Raw genomic sequence first — 18,135 nt, 5'->3', positions numbered from 1 at the left:
TCTGTCTGAATTATTCAGGAGAGCCGTACAGGAGGGGAAAGCGCTTGTTGATATTTTGCGGTGCCGATCACGCCTGGCGCTGGCGCACGGCCTCAAACAGGCAGACGCCGGTCGCCACCGAGACGTTCAGCGAAGAGACGCTGCCTGCCATCGGAATGCTGATCAGCTCATCGCAGTGTTCGCGCGTCAGGCGGCGCATACCTTCGCCCTCCGCCCCCATCACCAGCGCCAGCGGACCGGTCATTTTGCTCTGATAAACCGTATGATCCGCCTCACCGGCAGTGCCAACGATCCAGATGTTGTATTCCTGCAGCAGTCGCATAGTGCGCGCCAGGTTAGTGACGCGAATGAGCGGAACGTTTTCCGCAGCGCCGCTGGCGACTTTTTTTGCCGTGGCGTTAAGCGGTGCAGCACGATCTTTCGGCACGATGACCGCATGAACACCCGCCGCGTCAGCACTGCGCAGGCAGGCACCCAGGTTGTGTGGATCGGTTACGCCGTCGAGGATCAGCAGAAACGGTTTCTCCAGCGACTGCAGCAGATCGGGCAGATCGCCCTCCTGGTAATTTTTACCCGGTTTGATACGCGCCACGATGCCCTGATGCACGCCGCCCTCTACCTGTGCATCGAGCCACTGGCGGTTAGCCAGCTGGATCACAATACCCTGAGCTTCCAGTGCGGCAATCAGCGGCTGCAGGCGGCGATCGTCGCGCCCTTTGAGAATGAAAACTTCCTGAAAACGCTGGGGGTCGCGCTCCAGCAGCGCCTGCACGGCATGAATGCCAAAAACTATTTCGCTCATTATTTTGCTCAAGATTGGGTTAGAACAGCGATCGCTGAGATCCGGGTTCAGGATGCGCGCGGCGGCGCATCTGGTACAGCGCGTAAAGCATACCCGGATTGCCTGTCAGGACAATCCGGTGACCATCAGGTCGCGCTGCTTTTTTTTGATGCCCGCTTAGCCTTAGTGGCGGCGGCGATTTTACGGGTTTTCTCAGAGACTTTATTGCCTTTTTTCTCACTTTTCTGCGCAGCAGCCGGTTTCTTTTCACCACGGAAAGCCGCATCCGGTTCAAAGTTGCCTTTTTTACCCGCGTCGCGACGGCGCTTTGTGGCAGGCTTGCCGCTGCGCTTCTCGCGTTCCCGCGCGGTTTTGCCTTCGCCACGCGGCACGCGCTTGCTGGAGATCAGTGCAAAATCGATTTTACGCTCATCCATGTGCACCGCATCCACGCGCACTTCCACCGCATCGCCAAGACGATAGGTACGGCCGCCCGATTCGCCGATCAGACGCTGTCCGACGGCATCAAAGCGATAGTAGTCGTTATCCAGCGTGGAGACATGCACCAGGCCATCGATGAACAGATCGCTCAGCCGCACAAAGAAGCCAAAGCCGGTCACGCTGGAGATCACGCCGTTAAACACATTGCCCACCTGATCCTGCATGAAGTCGCACTTCAGCCAGTCAGCAACGTCGCGCGTCGCTTCATCAGCGCGGCGCTCGGTCATCGAACAGTGCTGACCCAGCTGCAGCATCTGCTGCATATCATAGTGGTAGCCGCCGTTCGGCGTAGTGATACCGTTTTCCATGCCCTGCTCTTTTGCCAGCAGATATTTAATCGCCCGGTGCAGCAGCAGATCCGGATAGCGGCGGATCGGCGAAGTAAAGTGGGCGTAAGAAGCCAGCGCCAGACCAAAGTGTCCGCGGTTTTCCGGATCGTAGACCGCCTGTTTCATGGAGCGCAGCAGCATGGTCTGCAGCATCTCAGCATCCGGACGCTCGGCGATCTGATCCAGCAGTTCGGCGTAGTCCACAGGCTGCGGTTTTGCGCCGCCCGGCAGGCTCAGACCCAGCTCGCTCAGTACGGTGCGGAAACTGGTGATGCTGTCTTCACTCGGACGATCGTGATCGCGGAACAGCGCCGGCTCCTGGTGTTTCTCCACAAAGCGGGCAGACGCAATGTTAGCGAGGATCATGCACTCTTCGATAAGTTTATGCGCGTCGTTACGTACCGTGCGCTCAACGCGCTCAATACGGCGCTCAGCGTTGAAGATAAACTTCGCTTCTTCCGTTTCAAATGAGATGCCACCGCGCTGCTCGCGTGCGGTTTCCAGCACCTCGTACATAGCGTGCAGCTCTTCGAGATGTTTTACCTGTGCCGCATACTGCTCACGCAGCTCGGGATTACCCTGCAGGATATTCCAGACTTTGTTATAGGTCAGTCGCGCGTGTGAGTTCATCACCGCTTCATAATGCTTATAGCCGGTCAGTTTACCGCTGGCAGAGATAGTCATCTCACAGACCATGCAAAGGCGGTCAACCTGCGGATTCAGCGAGCAGAGGCCGTTGGAGAGGATCTCAGGCAGCATCGGCACGACCTGCGACGGGAAGTAGACTGATGTTCCGCGCTGATGCGCTTCGTCATCCAGCGCCGTACCCGGCCGCACGTAGTAACTTACGTCAGCGATCGCTACCCACAGGCGCCAGCCACCACCGCGCTTTTTCTCGCAGTAGACGGCATCATCGAAGTCGCGGGCATCTTCGCCATCAATGGTAACCAGCGGCAGCTGACGCAGATCGATACGTCCCTGCTTCGCCGCTTCCGGCACCTCTTCTTTCAGCTTCGCAATCTCTCTTTCGACCTCTTCCGGCCAGGTGTGCGGAATTTCATGCGTACGCAGCGCCATATCAACTGCCAGACCGGTGCCCATATTGTCGCCGAGGATTTCGGTGACTTTACCGATAGCTTTGGTGCGGCGCGTGGCGCGCTGCACAATCTCGACCACGACAACAGAGCCCATCCGGGCATCAAGCGTTGCGTCCTGCGGAATAAGAATATCAAAGCTCAGACGGCTATCGTCCGGCACCACGAAGCCCGTGCCGGCATCGGTAAAGTAGCGGCCGACAATCTGGCTGTTGCGCGGTTCAAGCACCCGCACCACGCGCGCTTCACGGCGACCTTTACGATCGGCACCGCCTGGCTGCGCCAGGATCACGTCGCCATGCAGGCAGAATTTCATCTGTTCGGCGGAAAGATAGAAGTCATCTTTTTGCCCTTCAGCGCGTAAAAAGCCGTAGCCGTCACGATGGCCAATCACTTTGCCGCGCAGCAGGTCGAGGCGTTCCGGCAGCGCATAGCACTGACGACGGGTAAAGACCAGCTGACCGTCACGCTCCATTGCGCGCAGACGACGGCGCAGCGCCTCCAGCTGATCTTCACTGGTGATGTTTAACGCCCCCGCAATCTCTTCGCGGCTGGCTGGTTTTTCCCGCTGCTCCAGCAGCCCGAGAATAAATTCGCGGCTGGGGATCGGGTTATCATATTTTTCAGCTTCTCTGTCCTGAAAAGGATCTTTTGACATTAGGTTCCTCCGATGTCATTTGGAGTGGATTGCCACCGGCGGTTCGGACAATAGGATGTGGTAGAGCGAATCGTTGTTTCTTACCAGATCGGCCAGCGTATAGTTATCCAGCTCCTGCAAAAATAACTGCACGGCGTCATTAAGCGCCTTACGTAAGCGGCAGGCTGGGGTGATGGCGCAGGTGTCACAGTTAACTAACTGCAGCGGCTCCATCTTTCTGACAACGTCGCCAATAATAATTTTTTCCGGGTCCATACCTAAACGAATTCCGCCGTTTTTGCCGCGTGTAGCAGCTACAAAGCCGGCCCGGCTCAGTTGATTGATGATTTTTACCATATGGTTACGCGATACGCCGTAAGTATCGGTGACTTCAGTAATGTTAGTCTGCCTGCCCTCGGGCAGCGTAGCCATGTAAATCAGTGCGCGCAGACCATAATCGGTAAAACTTGTTAGCTGCACATATACCTCAGTAAACCATCAGATTTTTTAGTTTTAGCGCCAGCTGCGCGCTTCGATTAACAATGATGATAAACCAGTGCGGAAAAACCCGGAGCGCTTTTTTCATGCCCGTGTGGTCCTGAGCCGAAAAAAACAGAGTGAGCGGAAGCAGACAGCGGATAAACAGAGGCCGGAACATGTCCGGCCTGAGAAGATTATGCGTCGAAAGGATCGCGCAGAATCATGGTCTCACTACGGTCCGGGCCCGTTGAGATAATATCAACCGGCACACCGGTTACTTCTTCGACACGCTTGATGTAATCACGTGCGGCCTGGGGCAGACCCTCCACGGTTTTGACACCAAAGGTGGTCTCACTCCAGCCAGGCAGAGTTTCGTAAATCGGTTCGATACCTTCCCAGCCTTCAGCTGCCAGCGGCGTAGTGGTCATCTCGCGGCCATCCGGCATACGGTAGCCGACACAGATTTTAACCTCTTTCAGGCCATCCAGCACGTCCAGTTTGGTCATGCAGAAGCCGGAAAGCGAGTTAATCTGTACGGCACGGCGTACAGCAACCGCATCAAGCCAGCCGGTACGGCGACGGCGGCCGGTAGTGGCACCAAACTCATTGCCCTGCTTGCACAGAAACTCACCGGTCTCATCAAACAGCTCGGTCGGGAACGGACCCGCTCCGACGCGGGTGGAGTAGGCTTTCACGATACCCAGCACGTAGTCGACATAGCGCGGACCGATACCGGAGCCGGTTGCCACGCCGCCTGCGGTGGTGTTAGAGGAAGTCACATAGGGGTAAGTACCGTGGTCGATATCCAGCAGGGTACCCTGCGCACCTTCAAACATGATCAGATCGCCACGCTTGCGCGCGCCATCCAGCAGATCGGATACGTCCACTACCATGCTGGTCAGGATGTCCGCTACGGCCATCACGTCGCTCAGCACTTTTTCGTAGTCAACGGCATCGGTTTTGTAGTAGTTCACCAGCTGGAAGTTGTAGAAATCAACAATCTCTTTCAGCTTGGCTGCAAAGGTCTCTTTGTTGAACAGATCGCTGACCCGCAGGCCGCGACGCGCCACTTTATCTTCATAGGCAGGCCCGATACCGCGGCCCGTGGTACCGATCGCTTTGGCACCGCGCGCTTTTTCGCGTGCCAGATCCATTGCAACGTGATATTGCAGGATCAGCGGGCAGGCTTCAGAAATCAGCAGACGTTCACGTACCGGCACACCGCGCGCTTCCAGACCATTCATCTCTTTCATCAGCGCTTCAGGTGACAATACCACCCCGTTACCAATGATGCTGGTAACATTTTCACGCAGGATGCCAGAAGGAATTAAGTGGAGGACGGTTTTTTCACCGTTGATGACAAGTGTATGGCCTGCATTGTGGCCACCCTGGTAACGCACCACATAATTAGCGCGTTCAGTCAGAAGGTCTACGATTTTACCTTTACCTTCGTCACCCCATTGGGTGCCCAGTACGACGACGTTCTTACCCATTTCTAAAATCACCGATTGCTTAAAAATGGATTCTACCATCGGTTTTTCACAGTTTCAGCACTTTTAGCACACGTTTGCGCTGTTTTTTGCCTGCCTTTTGTTCAGCTCACAACATGTTGGGGAGGCTCGGCCTGACAGGCACAACTTAACCGGTAAGCGGCGCGATTATCCCTGCATATGCTGGCTGAACAGGCAGTAAATCACCACGCCCGCCACCACCAGTCCACCGCCAAAACGATGCAGCAGGCGGTCAGGCAGCTGCGTCAGAGAAAGGATCATGCGCCGCCAGAGTCGCGGCATTAACATCGGCCCTGCGCCTTCCAGTATCAGCACCAGCGCAAGCGCCATCCAGATGGTTGAATTCATACGTTATCCAAAAAAAAGGGCCGACATCAGTGTCGGCCCTGGCTTTATAAGCGCTTATCGTGAAACGTTGGTCGGTGCTTTCATATAGCGGAAGAAATCGCTATCCGGGCTCAGCACCATGACGTCCTGATTATCCGCAAAGCTGTTTTCATACGCCCGCAGGCTGCGAATGAACGCATAGAAATCAGGATCCTGACTGAAGGCATCGGCGAACAGCTTGGCGGCTTCACCATCCCCTTCACCGCGCGAGATCAGCGCCTGACGCTGCGCTTCAGCCAGCGTACGGGTTACCTGGTAATCAGCCTGTGCACGCAGTTTTTCTGCCTCTTCCTGCCCCTGTGAACGCTGGCTACGGGCAACCGCTTCACGCTCGGCGCGCATGCGGTTGTAGATAGCGTCAGAGACTTCAGTTGGCAGGTTGATCTGCTTAATACGCACATCAACAACCTGAATACCCAGCGCCGCCATACTGTTTGGATTTGGCGCAGGCTCGCTGCTATTGGTTTCGCGCTCAACGCGTGCGGCAGCGCTGGCGATGGCATCATCTGCTGCCGGCGTCTGAACTTCATCATCGTTACCCGCGCTGCCCGTGTTCAGCGCATCGCGTACGTCAGTGGTCAGACGGCCACGCGAATCGGTCACAATATCTTTCACATCGAGGCGGCCCATTTCTGAACGCAGACGGTCGCTGAACTTACGTTTCAGCAGCACCTCAGCCTGAGAGATATCGCCACCGCCCGTTGCCAGGTAGTAGCGACTGAAGTCGCTGATACGCCACTTGATATAAGAGTCGACGATCAGATCTTTCTTCTCTTTAGTGACAAAGCGATCGGCCTGGTTATCCATGGTCTGGATACGCGCATCCAGCGATTTCACGGTTTCAATGAATGGGATTTTAAAGTGCAGACCCGGCGAATAAACCTGTGGCTTATTCTCGTCGTCGCGCAGGACTTTACCAAAACGCAGCACGATACCGCGCTGGCCCTCCTGCACAACAAACAGTGACGCGTAGAGCACCACCAGCACTACGATAATTACGGCGATGATTGGCTTACGCATCGGTTACTCCCTCCCTTCGCGCTGGGTATCGTTGCGCAGCGCGTTTGCGCGACGCTGGTCCATGACGCTGTCCGGACTATAAGATGAGTTACTGTTGCGATCGGCACTGCTGCCTGGCGACGAAGGCAATTTCATCAGGTTAGTGTTGTTCTGACTGCTCTGGCTGCCTGACTGGCCGTTGCGCAGCAGCTGGTCGAGCGGCAGTACCATCAGATTGTTGCTGCGATCGTTAACCAGCACTTTACGCGTATGACTCAGCACGCGCTCCATGGTTTCGATATAGAGGCGCTCTTTGGTGATTTGTGGTGCCGCCTTGTACTCCGGCAGCAGACGCGCAAAACGGGCAACCTCACCCTGCGCTTCCAGTACGGTGCGCTCTTTGTACGCTCGCGCTTCTTCCAGAATACGCTGCGCCTGACCGTTGGCACGCGGCTGCACTTCGTTGGCATAGGCTTCTGCTTCACGCACATACTGCTCACGGTTTTCGCGTGCGGCGATCGCATCATCAAACGCGGCTTTTACCTCTTCCGGTGGGCGCGCCGCCTGGAAGTTTACGTCAAGCAGGGTGATCCCCATATTGTAGGGGCGAATCGTTTCGTCAATCTCACGCTGCGTATCGCTACGCACCACGGTACGCCCTTCGGTCAGAATGCGGTCCATGGTGGAACGACCAATCACGCCACGCAGCGCGCTGTCGGTGGCCTGACGCAGGCTGTCATCCGCGCTGGTTACTGCATAGAGATAGCGCTCCGGATCGGTCACGCGATACTGGACGTTCATCTCAACGCGTACCACGTTTTCATCGGATGTCAGCATCACGCCTGATGCAGCCAGCTCGCGCACGGCTTCAACGTTGACAGCGCGTACGTTATCAATAAATGTCGGCTTCCAGTTGAGGCCAGGCTCAACCAGATGACTGAATTTGCCAAAACGGGTTACAACACCGCGTTCCGCTTCTTTGATGGTGTAGAAGCCGCTTGCCGCCCAGATAATCACTACGGCTGCGCCTGCAATGCCAACCAGTTTGCCACCGCTACCGCCGCTGCGCTGACCGTTATCGTTCTGTTTGCCACCGCCCAGTCCGCCGAGTTTTTTACTCAGCTTACGGAAGATATCATCCAGATCGGGAGGCCCCTGCTCGCGCCCTCCTTTATTCCCCCCAGAGTTGCCGCCTTGATTATTGCTGCTTCCCCACGGGTCGCGGTCCTGTCCGTTATTTCCGGGCTGATTCCACGCCATGTTTCTACTCCATTTATTGTATTTACGTGTTTTACCTTTCACGTCGCCTGCCGCCGCGTGGTGAACTGCCTGCCCGCCGCCGGATCCGCTACAGAGGTAAGCATCCGGTCATGCGCGCAGTTGACGTTGCGCCCGCGAAACCCTGTTCCGGCGCAGACAGCCTGCAGTCATACTTACAGCACCATTCTCATGTGTCAGATAAAGGCGTTTGGGCAATATCAAACAATATAACTGGTTAGCAACGGCTCCTGTTTGCATAAGCGATGCCAGTCGATAATCGGCATACGCACCTGCAAACCCGTACTGCCATCTTCTTCATTCCACTCTTTTTCTATCGCCTGCAGCTGGTAAAAGCGGCTACGCAGACGTCCTGCTTCAGGTGGCAAACGCAGTTCATACTGCGCAATCTCACCTGCCAGCCGTTCTGAGAGCGCCTGCCACAATAGCTCCAGACCGACGCCGTTTTGCGCTGAGAGCCATACGCGCGTCGGGCGCTGCTCTTCATCGCGATCGATACGCGGTTCAAACCCATCCAGCATATCGATTTTGTTCATAACCAGCAGCGAGGGGATCTCATCCGCCTCAATTTCAGCCAGCACTTCATTCACGGCGTCAATGTTGTCGGTAACGCGTAAATCAGCGGCATCGATGACGTGCAGCAGCAGAGTTGCCTGGCGGGTCTCCTGCAGCGTTGCTTTAAACGCCGCGACCAGATCGTGCGGAAGATGGCGGATAAAACCGACGGTATCGGCCAGCACCACCTCGCCTACGTCGGCGACATTAAGACGGCGCAGGGTTGGATCGAGCGTGGCAAACAGCTGATCCGCCGCATACACATTGGCAGACGTTACCGCGTTAAACAGGGTGGATTTTCCGGCGTTGGTGTAACCCACCAGCGAAACAGTAGGCACATCAGCTTTGGCACGCGCCTGACGTCCCTGTTCACGCTGCTTTTCAACACGCTCAAGCCGCGACAGGATCTGGCTGATGCGACCGCGCAGCAAGCGCCGGTCAGTTTCCAGCTGAGTTTCACCGGGTCCACGTAGTCCGATGCCGCCTTTCTGACGTTCAAGGTGTGTCCAGCCGCGCACCAGGCGGGTGGCCAGATGGCGTAGCTGCGCCAGCTCGACCTGTAATTTCCCTTCATGGGTACGGGCGCGCTGCGCAAAGATGTCGAGAATTAAGCCGGTGCGATCGATAACACGACATTCGCACAGACGCTCGAGATTACGTTCCTGAGCAGGAGATAAGGCATGATCGAATAATACGACCGATGCTCCACTCGCTTTTACCGCATCGGCAATTTCAACTGCCTTTCCTTCACCGACAAAATATTTGGGATGTGGCGCTTTACGACTGCCGGTAATGACCTGCAGTGCATCGACGCCCGCAGAAGAGACAAGAGTTTCAAACTCCTGCAAATCTTCCAGCTCTTTGTCTTGGGAGAACCAGATGTGTACCAGTACGGCCTGCTCACCGGCATCATAACGGTCAAACAAGCTATAACCTCGCTAAAATAAAATAACCAGGACGGGAAAACCTGATTGCTCCCCGGCCCTGGCTTTACGGCTACGCAAACTTACTCTGCGCTATCACCGTCTTGTTGTGGCTGCGATTGAGCGCTCTGATTGCTTCCGCCGTGGTGGTAGTTACTGCTACCGCCGCCGCCCGCATTATTACTGTGATGCGAAACCGGACGCGAAGGAACCACGGTAGAGATGGCGTGCTTATACACCATCTGGCTCACTGTGTTTTTCAGTAAAATAACGAACTGATCGAAAGACTCAATTTGTCCCTGCAGCTTAATGCCGTTCACCAGATAAATCGAAACCGGAACACGTTCACGACGCAGTGCGTTCAGAAACGGGTCTTGTAATGATTGCCCCTTAGCCATTCTATCTTTTCCTTATATGCTTGTTGTTTGTTACTTAAGAACCGTGGTTCAGAAAAACTGCGTAAAAATTTGCGCACGCTAACCGATCAATTGTACACAATCAGCCCTGCTTAGCACTAACTACCTGAAGTACCGTGTCGCGGGCTGTTTCAGGCGCATCACTGTCTAACCAGTGCACACCTTCCCAGCCTCGTAACCAGGTCATCTGGCGCTTGGCTAACTGCCGGGTGGCGCAAATTCCCCGATAAACCATATCGTCATAGCTGATTTCGCCTGAAAGATAAGACCACATCTGGCGATAACCGACACAACGAATGGAAGGCATATCCGTATGCAAATCACCTCGCGCAAAAAGGGCACGAGCCTCCGCCTCAAAGCCTGACGCTAACATCTGGTCGTAACGCATTGCAATGCGCTGGTGCAGCATTTCACGATGCGCCGGAGCGATCGCAAACTGGTGCACATCGTAGGGTAGCGCTTCACCGGACGTTTTTGTCAGTTCCGTTAAAGTTTTACCCGAAATAAAAAAAACTTCCAGTGCTCGCGAAAGTCTCTGCGGATCATTCGGATGAATACGACTGCCGGCGACCGGATCGATTTCACACAGCTGGCGGTGCAGGGTTTCCCACCCTTGTTCAGCCGCCGTTTGCTCTATTTGCTGACGTATTTGCGGATCGGCCGGGGGCAGCGGCGACAATCCTTCAAGCAACGCCTTAAAGTAGAGCATGGTTCCACCAACAAGCAGCGGAATTTTACCTTCCCGGGTAATCTCCGCCATTTCTGCCAGCGCATCGCGACGAAATTCAGCGGCAGAATAACTCTCCGCCGGATCGCGTATGTCCAGCAGACGGTGAGGAGCCAGCGCCTGCTCTTCAGCTGAAGGTTTTGCTGTTCCTATATCCATCCCGCGATAGATCAGGGCGGAGTCAACGCTAATCAGCTCTACCGGCAGCTGCTGGCGTAATGCAATGGCCAGCGCGGTTTTGCCAGAGGCGGTTGGCCCCATCAAAAAAATAGCCTTTGGCCGGCCAGCCTGGTTTAGTTCACTCATGCTTTAACGCGTTAATCGCGCTCTCAATATCCAGGGTCTGTAACAGACCTGAAGGCGGTGACTTCAGCAGCTGCGGACAGAGCCGTTCCAGCTCCGCCAGTAGCGCAATCGCCTGCGAGTGATTCCAGTGTGGCTCCTCTGCATCCTCACGACGTGCCAGCCACTGAGCCAGCATGGACGCAGAAACCTCTTGCTGCCGGGCCAGGTAGCCTAACAGTTCTGGAATCAAGATTTGTAAATTTTGTGTTCTTAACGGTAAAGGCACCGCGCGCAGGGTGACATGCTGCCCATCCCGCTGCAAATCAATACCCATCTGCTGCAGCAGCGCAGCCCGGGTGGTAATAACCTCCTGCTCACTGGCGGCAATTTTCAGGCGTACCGGTATCAGCAGCGGCTGCGGCCGCAGCCCCTCCTCCCCCGGCTGAAGCTGCGCCTGCTTTAGCCAGCGCGAAGCGACGGACAGCGAGAGTAGCTGGAGCGCTGCGCCCCGCTCCAGCAGCGCATAGCGCTCGCGGACGACGCTGAGCACGCGGCCAAAACTCTGCGCGTGCGCGGCCAGCGGTGCACCAGCTGTGGGCTCGCGCGTTCTCTGTGGGGCTGCCGGAGCCGGTGTCGGTGCCGCGGGTGCGGCTGAGGGCGTCTTCAGCAACTGCTGATACGCGGCGCCCTCACGGGCGCGATACGCGGGTTCTTTATGCTGCCAGCCTGCGCCCGCGTTTCCGCTGCGGGCAGGCGCACGATCGCGCGGGCTGGCGGCGGCGTCGTCAGGCCGGGATGGGGCAGCGGCAGGCTGAGCAAAATGGTTACCGCCGGCAGCCTGACGGTTCTCTGGCTGCCACGGTGCAGCAGGCTCTTTTACCGCGACTTCCGGCAGCTCCGCACTGCGGCTCGCCTGCAGCACGCTCATCACGCCCTGCCAGATAAAGTCATGCACCAGTCGCGACTGGTGAAAGCGCACTTCATGCTTGGCAGGATGAACGTTGACATCAACCTGATGCGGGTCGATCTCCAGATAGAGTACATAGGCAGGCTGCTGATCGTCGCCCCCCTGGGCCTGCCAGGCCTGGCGGATGGCATGGTTGATCAGCTTGTCGCGCATCATACGACCGTTGACGTAGCAATATTGCAGGTCCGGAGTTTGCCGCGCGCCAGCCGGATCGGCTACCCAGCCGCGTAGCGCGAGATCGTCATGCTGCCAGTCGATACGCAGCGCATGCTGCATAAATGCCGTACCGCAGATCGCGCCCAGACGTCGTTCCTGTTGCGACGTCTGCGTCACGCCGCGGTACTGACGCACCAGTTTACCGTTGTGCGTGAGCGAAATCGCGACGTCAAAACGCGCCAGCGCAATGCGACGGATCACTTCATCAATATGGGTGAACTCCGTTTTTTCCGTGCGCATAAATTTGCGCCGGGCCGGCGTGTTGTAGAACAGATCCAGCACCTCCAGCGAGGTTCCCACCGGATGGGCCGCCGGCTTAACGGTGACCTGCATATCACGCCCTTCGGCGTACGCCTGCCACGCTTCCTGCTGATCGGCGGTGCGTGAGGTCAGCGTCAGACGGGAAACTGAACTGATGCTGGCCAGCGCTTCACCGCGAAAGCCGAGGCTGGCTATCGCTTCGAGATCGTCCAGCGACGCAATTTTACTGGTAGCGTGACGCGCCAGCGCCATCGCCAGCTCTGCTTTGGGAATACCGCAGCCATTATCGCGAATGCGAATCAGCCGGGCTCCGCCTTTTTCAATATCGATATCGATACGCGTTGCGCCGGCATCGAGGCTGTTCTCCACCAGCTCTTTTACAACCGATGCCGGACGCTCAACCACTTCGCCAGCGGCAATCTGGTTTGCCAGCTGCGGCGGTAAAATCTGTATAGGCATGGTGGTGATCCTTGTAGCTTGCTGGCCCGAAGGCCAGCGATCAGGATTGAGGAATTTTTAAATTCTGTCCCAGCATTACATTGTCTGACTTCATATTATTGGCCTGCATAATCGCTTTCGGACTCACGCCGTAACGCACGGCAATGGCCGTCAGCGAATCACCGCGAACCACTTTGTGGCGCGCCGGGCGTGCAGCCGTCGTGCTGACGCGGCTGCCGGCAGGTACTTTCAGGCGCTGCCCCACCCAGACCACGTCGCGCTTCAGGTTGTTGAGATCGCGCAGCGTCGCCATGCTGACCCCATACTTTGCGGCGATTCCCGACAGCGTTTCGCCGCGCGTTACCGTGTGGCGCTGCGTCACGCCCGTATACTGTACGGTTCCGCTGGCGGGATTGCTGGCGACGCTAACCGCTGGTGCGCTGTCCAGCGGCCGGTTTTCCTGCTTTGGGACGGACTGTAACGGATGTGCGAGGAAATAACTGCGCAGGCCTTTATGGATCGCCAGCGCAATTTTTTCCTGGTACGCACTGCTGCCAAGCAGCCGCTCCTCCCCGGCGTTACTGATAAAGCCGGTTTCAACCAGTAAAGATGGAATATCGGGTGAACGCAACACGCCAAGGCTGGCGTGCTCCGGCAACCGTTTATGCAGCGGCGTGATGCCGCGTAACTGCTGCAGAACTTTGACCGCTACGTCATAACCGACGCGCTGTGAGTGGCCAAACTGCAGATCCAGCACCGCCTGGCTGAGATAGGGATCGGCCTGGCTGTTCGCCAGCAGATCGCCCGCTCCGCCCAGCAGCTCAGACTGTTTCTCTTTCTGCTCCAGCCAGTTTGCCATTTCGTTATTGGCGCGCCGGTTTGACAGCACCCAGACGGAAGCGCCGGTTGCCGAGTGGTTTGGCGCCGCATCGGCGTGAATAGAGACCAGCAAATTGGCGTTCTCTTTGCGGGCAACCTCTGAACGTCCCATCACCGAGATAAAGTAATCGCCGTTGCGCGTCAGCACCGGTTTAAACATCGGATCCCGATCCAGCAGCGCTTTAAGCTTGCGTGCAATGGCGATAGTAACGTTTTTTTCCCGCAGCCCGCGCTGCCCCATAGCCCCCGGATCCTGCCCGCCATGACCGGCGTCAATGGCCACAATCACCGCATCGTTAAGGGTAACCGCGCCGCCCGGACGTATCGTGGTGTTGCTGTTGGTCACCGCGGTGACCGGATTGCCATCAAACGGATTGCCCTGGCTGCTGGCTACGCTGGCGCTCTGGCGCGCAGCGGTAACCGGCGCGGCTGCGGTGCTGCTGCGGTTTACCGGCCGGGTGCCGCGCAGGGTAAACACCACGCGATAATTATTGCCGTCACGCTGCGTCGCAGCGCGCGTTTTAGTGGACTGGTTTAAATCAAATACCAGCCGGATGCTCTGGGCATCTTTAGGCTGGCTGTTGCGAATGCGCTGCACGATGTTTTCACCGCTGAAGCTCAGCGGCAGCCCTTTGATCGTGCCGCTCTGGCGAATATCCAGCACCACCCGGTCAGGGTTATGCAGCGGAAAAAAACCGTATACCGGCTGGCCGTTGAAGCTGAGCGTCACCGTTGCCTGATTCGCCCCGTTCTCAACTTTAATATCTGAAAGCGTGGCGGCAAATGACGTAGCGGAAAACAGGCAGAGCACGACCAGCACGATGCTTTTTATCCGTGGCTTCATGCCGGATCTCCCTGCTGCATCTGCTCCAGCAGCACGGCGCCGTGTGCGGAAACCGCCGTGATTTCTGCTTCACGCCCCGTTTCTGCATAACGCAGCGTCAGTGACAGATCGGGCTCGGGCAGAAAGCCTGCGCCCTGCTGCGGCCATTCAACCAGACAGAGCGCCTCACCGCTGAAATAGTCGCGGATACCCATAAACTCCAGCTCTTCCGGATCGGCCAGGCGATAGAGGTCGAAATGATAGAGGGTACGATCGCCAATCTCATAGGGCTCAACCAGCGTATAGGTCGGGCTTTTAACATTGCCCTGATGACCGAGCGCCTGCAGAAAGCCGCGGCTGAACGTCGTTTTACCGGCGCCCAGATCGCCATACAGATAAATAACGGCCGCGCTGCTGCAAACGCGAGCCAGTTGCGCACCCATTTTCAGGGTTGCCGCCTCATCGGGCAAAGAAATTACACAGGTTTTCATGCGTTATTATTGCATCATCTCTGGATTAACAAACTGCCACAGTTGCTCAAACAAATCAGTGGCTAACATACCGCGCGTTCCGTGCTGACGGGCAACTGCATCGGCCGCTGCGCCGTGTACCACGCAGCCCGCACAGGCGGCTTCAAACAGCGAAAGCTGCTGGCCCAGCAGGGCCGCAATGATACCGCTCAGCGTATCGCCCATGCCGCCCGACGCCATACCGGCGTTACCGACATCAGCAATGGCAATATCGCCCGCGGCGCTGGCAATGACCGTACCGGCGCCTTTCAGAACCACGACTCCGCCATAACGCCGGGCCAGGTTCTGCGCGGCCTGCAGGCGATCGTGCTCGATCTCACTGGTTTTTACTCCGAGCAGCCGGGCCGCTTCGCCGGGATGCGGCGTAATGATGCGATTCTGACGGTTATCCGGATTGATTGCCAGCAGGTTAAGCGCATCTGCATCCCAAAGCATGGGCTTTTCACAGGCCGCGACCTGCTGCAGCGCCTGCTGTGCCCAGTCGCGTTGTCCCATACCCGGCCCAATCGCCACGACGTCCGCCCACGCCAGCGCGTTATGCAGTTTTTCGCGCGTAAATGCATCAACCATCAGCTCAGGACGTGCGGTAATAAGCGGACCGATATTATCAGCCTGCGTCAGCACGCGCACCAGTCCGGCACCGCTGCGTAGTGCCGCCTCGCCGGTCATACGGATGGCGCCGGCAGTACCGCTGTCGCCGCCAATAATCAGCAGCTGTCCGTGATCGCCTTTATGCGAGGTCGCCTGGCGCGGTTTAAGCCAGCGCGTCAGGTGCTCCGCTGCATAGCGCCGGACAGGCGCCTGTTGCCCGCTGAGCCAGGCATCAAGGCCCAGCGTATCGCAGTGCAGCTCACCGACATGATCGCGTGCTTTTCCCGTCAGCAGACCCGGCTTCAGCGCAATCATGCTCAGCGTGCGACTGGCGACAACCGCCGCGCCTGGCGTGGCACCGGTCGTCGCCAGTAAGCCGGACGGCACATCGATAGCCAGTACCGGCGCGGTGTGCTGATTGATCGCTTCAATCAGGGGTGCATAAGGTGCCGCGGGCGCGCGGCTGAGGCCGGTGCCCAGCAGCGCGTCCACAATCAAATCGATCTGCTCCGGCCACGGGCTGTCTGCGGCATGGATCTCGCCGCCTGCGTCCAGCCAGGCTTCACGCGCCTGCCGTGCTTCATCAGGCAGCGGCCTGCTGCCCTCACACGCCAGCAGCGTGACCGCCATACCGGCTGCCTGAGCCAGCCGCGCAATGACGTAGCCATCACCGCCGTTGTTGCCGTGGCCGCACAGGATCAGCCAGTGCCCGGCCTCTGGCCAGCTCTGACGCGCCAGGGTAAAGCTCGCCTGACCGGCGCGCTGCATCAGTTCATAAAGCGTCAGCCCCAGGCTGTCTGCTGCATCCTGCTCCAGCTGCGCCATGGCCTGCGCAGGCCAGACAGAGTGTGGTAAACTGCGCGCGTTTGCATCAACTGCCTGGTTTCTCATGTCATACCCTCTCGATCTTCAACAGCTTGCTCAACAGATTAAACAGTGGGGGCGCGACCTCGGCTTTCAGCAGGTCGGCATCTGCGACACCGATTTACGTGCTGAAGAGCCAAAGCTACAGGCGTGGCTGGACAAGCAGTATCACGGGGAGATGGCATGGATGGCGCGCCACGGCATGATGCGTGCGCGTCCGCATGAACTGTTGCCCGGCACGCTGCGGGTGATCAGCGTCCGCATGAACTATCTGCCCGCAAAAGCGGCTTTTGCCCAAACCCTGAAAAATCCTCAGCTTGGCTACGTCAGCCGCTATGCGCTGGGTCGCGACTATCACAAAGTATTGCGCAATCGTCTGAAAAAGCTCGGAGAAATGATCCAGGCGCACTGCAGTGAACTCAATTTTCGCCCGTTTGTGGATTCCGCTCCCGTAATGGAGCGGCAGCTGGCGGCGAAAGCGGGCCTCGGCTGGACCGGAAAACATTCACTGATTCTGAATCGTGAAGCGGGCTCATGGTTTTTCCTTGGTGAACTGCTGATCGATCTGCCGCTGCCGGTGGATGCTCCCCAGGAGGAGCAGTGTGGCCGCTGCGTCGCCTGCATGACGATCTGCCCGACCGGGGCCATTGTTGAGCCCTATGTTGTGGATGCGCGGCGCTGTATCTCCTACCTCACCATTGAGCTGGAAGGCGCCATCCCTGAAGCGTTGCGTTCGCTCATCGGCAACCGTATTTATGGCTGTGATGACTGCCAGCTGATCTGTCCCTGGAACCGCTACAGCCAGCTGACGGATGAAGCGGACTTTTCACCGCGTGCGGTACTGCATGCGCCAGAGCTGACCGCGCTGTTTGGCTGGGACGAAGCGCGTTTTCTGCGCGTGACGGAAGGCTCGGCAATCCGGCGAATCGGTCATCTGCGCTGGCTGCGCAACATTGCCGTGGCGCTGGGCAATGCCCCCTGGTCAGCTGAATGCGTGGCGGCGCTGCAGCAGCGACGCGGTGAAGATCCGCTGCTGGATGAGCATATTGACTGGGCGCTGGATCAGCAGCAGCAGAAGCGCGCAGCTGAGGCTATTGAGGTGCAGCCTGCGAAAACGCTGCGTTTAGTCCGCGCCGTGGAAAAGGGTCTGACACGTGATGCATGATTGAGCGCATCTGCTGCACACAGGCTTGTCCACACGCTGTGCATAAGATTTTTTCATAAAAATAGTGACGCACAGGCATGCGTGGTCTATAGAGACCATTAACATAATGAAATAGTGATTTATATAATAAAAACAATTACTTGAATGTAAATTGTAAACTTGTATTTGCTGAATAACGCGCAGGCGTCGAGCCAGAGCTTGTGGATAACTCTGTTTAAAAGGGTTTTGCATGATGGGTATAACGCCGCCTTTCAGGCGCGGACAAATTGTGGATAACTTGCAGCAGTATGCAGCAAACCATCGGCAATATCGACGCTGACACAGCGTGTGTAATGTTCAGAACAACGCAGACTGCAGAAAGAGCAAAAGCAGTGCTTAATGTCTGATGACGCCCGCAGGCAGGAAACAATCGTGAATAAGAAAACTGGAGCGGGAAACGAGACTCGAACTCGCGACCCCGACCTTGGCAAGGTCGTGCTCTACCAACTGAGCTATTCC

At 57.1% G+C, this 18,135-nt stretch carries 15 protein-coding genes; 1 reads left to right on the top strand and 14 read right to left on the bottom strand.

The features are described 5' to 3' along the window. Nucleotides 1-67 precede the first annotated feature (67 nt). The 14 genes from rlmB to nnr all read right to left on the bottom strand — a co-directional run bounded on the left by rlmB (nucleotide 68) and on the right by nnr (nucleotide 16,499). Nucleotides 68-802, bottom strand: a complete 735-nt coding sequence (gene rlmB / locus FS690_RS09715) for a 23S rRNA (guanosine(2251)-2'-O)-methyltransferase RlmB (protein WP_039380618.1) — start codon at nucleotides 800-802, stop codon at nucleotides 68-70. Nucleotides 803-927: 125 nt separating this feature from the next. Continuing rightward, on the bottom strand, nucleotides 928-3,363 hold the full coding sequence (gene rnr, locus FS690_RS09710; RefSeq protein ID WP_039380621.1) for a ribonuclease R: 2,436 nt from the start codon (nucleotides 3,361-3,363) through the stop codon (nucleotides 928-930). A 15-nt stretch (nucleotides 3,364-3,378) separates the two neighbouring features. Beyond that, nucleotides 3,379-3,822 carry a nitric oxide-sensing transcriptional repressor NsrR gene (gene nsrR, locus FS690_RS09705; RefSeq protein ID WP_039380624.1) on the bottom strand — a complete coding sequence of 148 codons (444 nt, stop codon included), beginning with the start codon at nucleotides 3,820-3,822 and terminating at the stop codon, nucleotides 3,379-3,381. Between the two features lie 194 nt (nucleotides 3,823-4,016). After that, nucleotides 4,017-5,315: an adenylosuccinate synthase gene (locus tag FS690_RS09700; protein ID WP_071669175.1), complete on the bottom strand. Its 1,299-nt coding sequence runs from the start codon at nucleotides 5,313-5,315 to the stop codon at nucleotides 4,017-4,019. Between the two features lie 165 nt (nucleotides 5,316-5,480). Next, on the bottom strand, nucleotides 5,481-5,681 hold the full coding sequence (locus FS690_RS09695; RefSeq protein WP_039380628.1) for a DUF2065 family protein: 201 nt from the start codon (nucleotides 5,679-5,681) through the stop codon (nucleotides 5,481-5,483). A gap of 54 nt (nucleotides 5,682-5,735) precedes the next feature. Continuing rightward, complete coding sequence (gene hflC, locus FS690_RS09690; protein WP_039380630.1) at nucleotides 5,736-6,740, bottom strand: protease modulator HflC; 1,005 nt, start codon at nucleotides 6,738-6,740, stop codon at nucleotides 5,736-5,738. Nucleotides 6,741-6,743: 3 nt separating this feature from the next. Further along, entirely contained in the window at nucleotides 6,744-7,979 is a 1,236-nt protein-coding gene (gene hflK, locus FS690_RS09685) for an FtsH protease activity modulator HflK (RefSeq protein WP_145339506.1), read from the bottom strand. A 218-nt stretch (nucleotides 7,980-8,197) separates the two neighbouring features. Next, on the bottom strand, nucleotides 8,198-9,478 hold the full coding sequence (hflX, locus tag FS690_RS09680; protein WP_104085381.1) for a ribosome rescue GTPase HflX: 1,281 nt from the start codon (nucleotides 9,476-9,478) through the stop codon (nucleotides 8,198-8,200). A gap of 80 nt (nucleotides 9,479-9,558) precedes the next feature. Then, entirely contained in the window at nucleotides 9,559-9,873 is a 315-nt protein-coding gene (gene hfq / locus FS690_RS09675) for an RNA chaperone Hfq (protein WP_039380637.1), read from the bottom strand. Between the two features lie 100 nt (nucleotides 9,874-9,973). Then, nucleotides 9,974-10,924, bottom strand: a complete 951-nt coding sequence (gene miaA, locus FS690_RS09670; RefSeq protein ID WP_094112182.1) for a tRNA (adenosine(37)-N6)-dimethylallyltransferase MiaA — start codon at nucleotides 10,922-10,924, stop codon at nucleotides 9,974-9,976. Then, nucleotides 10,917-12,806 carry a DNA mismatch repair endonuclease MutL gene (gene mutL / locus FS690_RS09665; RefSeq protein ID WP_145339504.1) on the bottom strand — a complete coding sequence of 630 codons (1,890 nt, stop codon included), beginning with the start codon at nucleotides 12,804-12,806 and terminating at the stop codon, nucleotides 10,917-10,919. Before mutL ends, miaA begins: the two co-directional genes overlap by 8 nt. A 40-nt stretch (nucleotides 12,807-12,846) precedes the next feature. Next, a complete protein-coding gene (gene amiB / locus FS690_RS09660) occupies nucleotides 12,847-14,508 on the bottom strand; it encodes an N-acetylmuramoyl-L-alanine amidase AmiB (protein ID WP_094111854.1) in 1,662 nt (553 codons plus the stop codon). After that, nucleotides 14,505-14,978, bottom strand: a complete 474-nt coding sequence (tsaE, locus tag FS690_RS09655; RefSeq protein WP_039380649.1) for a tRNA (adenosine(37)-N6)-threonylcarbamoyltransferase complex ATPase subunit type 1 TsaE — start codon at nucleotides 14,976-14,978, stop codon at nucleotides 14,505-14,507. Before tsaE ends, amiB begins: the two co-directional genes overlap by 4 nt. Nucleotides 14,979-14,984: 6 nt before the next feature. After that, complete coding sequence (gene nnr, locus FS690_RS09650; RefSeq protein ID WP_145339502.1) at nucleotides 14,985-16,499, bottom strand: bifunctional ADP-dependent NAD(P)H-hydrate dehydratase/NAD(P)H-hydrate epimerase; 1,515 nt, start codon at nucleotides 16,497-16,499, stop codon at nucleotides 14,985-14,987. On the opposite strand from nnr, the gene queG reads away from it, so the two are divergent. Further along, nucleotides 16,498-17,637: a tRNA epoxyqueuosine(34) reductase QueG gene (gene queG, locus FS690_RS09645; RefSeq protein ID WP_145339500.1), complete on the top strand. Its 1,140-nt coding sequence runs from the start codon at nucleotides 16,498-16,500 to the stop codon at nucleotides 17,635-17,637. The two genes, nnr and queG, sit on opposite strands and share 2 nt — an antisense overlap. Nucleotides 17,638-18,135: the final 498 nt, after the last annotated feature.

It is taken from the genome of Pantoea sp. PSNIH1 (genome assembly GCF_007680655.1).
Classification (GTDB): domain Bacteria; phylum Pseudomonadota; class Gammaproteobacteria; order Enterobacterales; family Enterobacteriaceae; genus Pantoea; species Pantoea eucrina.
Note: the sequence above shows the minus strand (reverse complement) of the source record. Positions and strands in the feature narration are given on the sequence as shown.

Bases quoted from the DNA above. Each gene is read 5' to 3' on its own strand.
- hfq (WP_039380637.1), bottom strand. From the start codon at position 9,873: ATGGCTAAGGGGCAATCATTACAAGACCCGTTTCTGAACGCACTGCGT.
- hflC (WP_039380630.1), bottom strand. From the start codon at position 6,740: ATGCGTAAGCCAATCATCGCCGTAATTATCGTAGTGCTGGTGGTGCTC.
- rlmB (WP_039380618.1), bottom strand. From the start codon at position 802: ATGAGCGAAATAGTTTTTGGCATTCATGCCGTGCAGGCGCTGCTGGAG.
- FS690_RS09700 (WP_071669175.1), bottom strand. From the start codon at position 5,315: ATGGGTAAGAACGTCGTCGTACTGGGCACCCAATGGGGTGACGAAGGT.
- nnr (WP_145339502.1), bottom strand. From the start codon at position 16,499: ATGAGAAACCAGGCAGTTGATGCAAACGCGCGCAGTTTACCACACTCT.
- rnr (WP_039380621.1), bottom strand. From the start codon at position 3,363: ATGTCAAAAGATCCTTTTCAGGACAGAGAAGCTGAAAAATATGATAAC.
- hflK (WP_145339506.1), bottom strand. From the start codon at position 7,979: ATGGCGTGGAATCAGCCCGGAAATAACGGACAGGACCGCGACCCGTGG.
- mutL (WP_145339504.1), bottom strand. From the start codon at position 12,806: ATGCCTATACAGATTTTACCGCCGCAGCTGGCAAACCAGATTGCCGCT.
- amiB (WP_094111854.1), bottom strand. From the start codon at position 14,508: ATGAAGCCACGGATAAAAAGCATCGTGCTGGTCGTGCTCTGCCTGTTT.
- miaA (WP_094112182.1), bottom strand. From the start codon at position 10,924: ATGAGTGAACTAAACCAGGCTGGCCGGCCAAAGGCTATTTTTTTGATG.
- FS690_RS09695 (WP_039380628.1), bottom strand. From the start codon at position 5,681: ATGAATTCAACCATCTGGATGGCGCTTGCGCTGGTGCTGATACTGGAA.
- tsaE (WP_039380649.1), bottom strand. From the start codon at position 14,978: ATGAAAACCTGTGTAATTTCTTTGCCCGATGAGGCGGCAACCCTGAAA.
- queG (WP_145339500.1), top strand. From the start codon at position 16,498: ATGTCATACCCTCTCGATCTTCAACAGCTTGCTCAACAGATTAAACAG.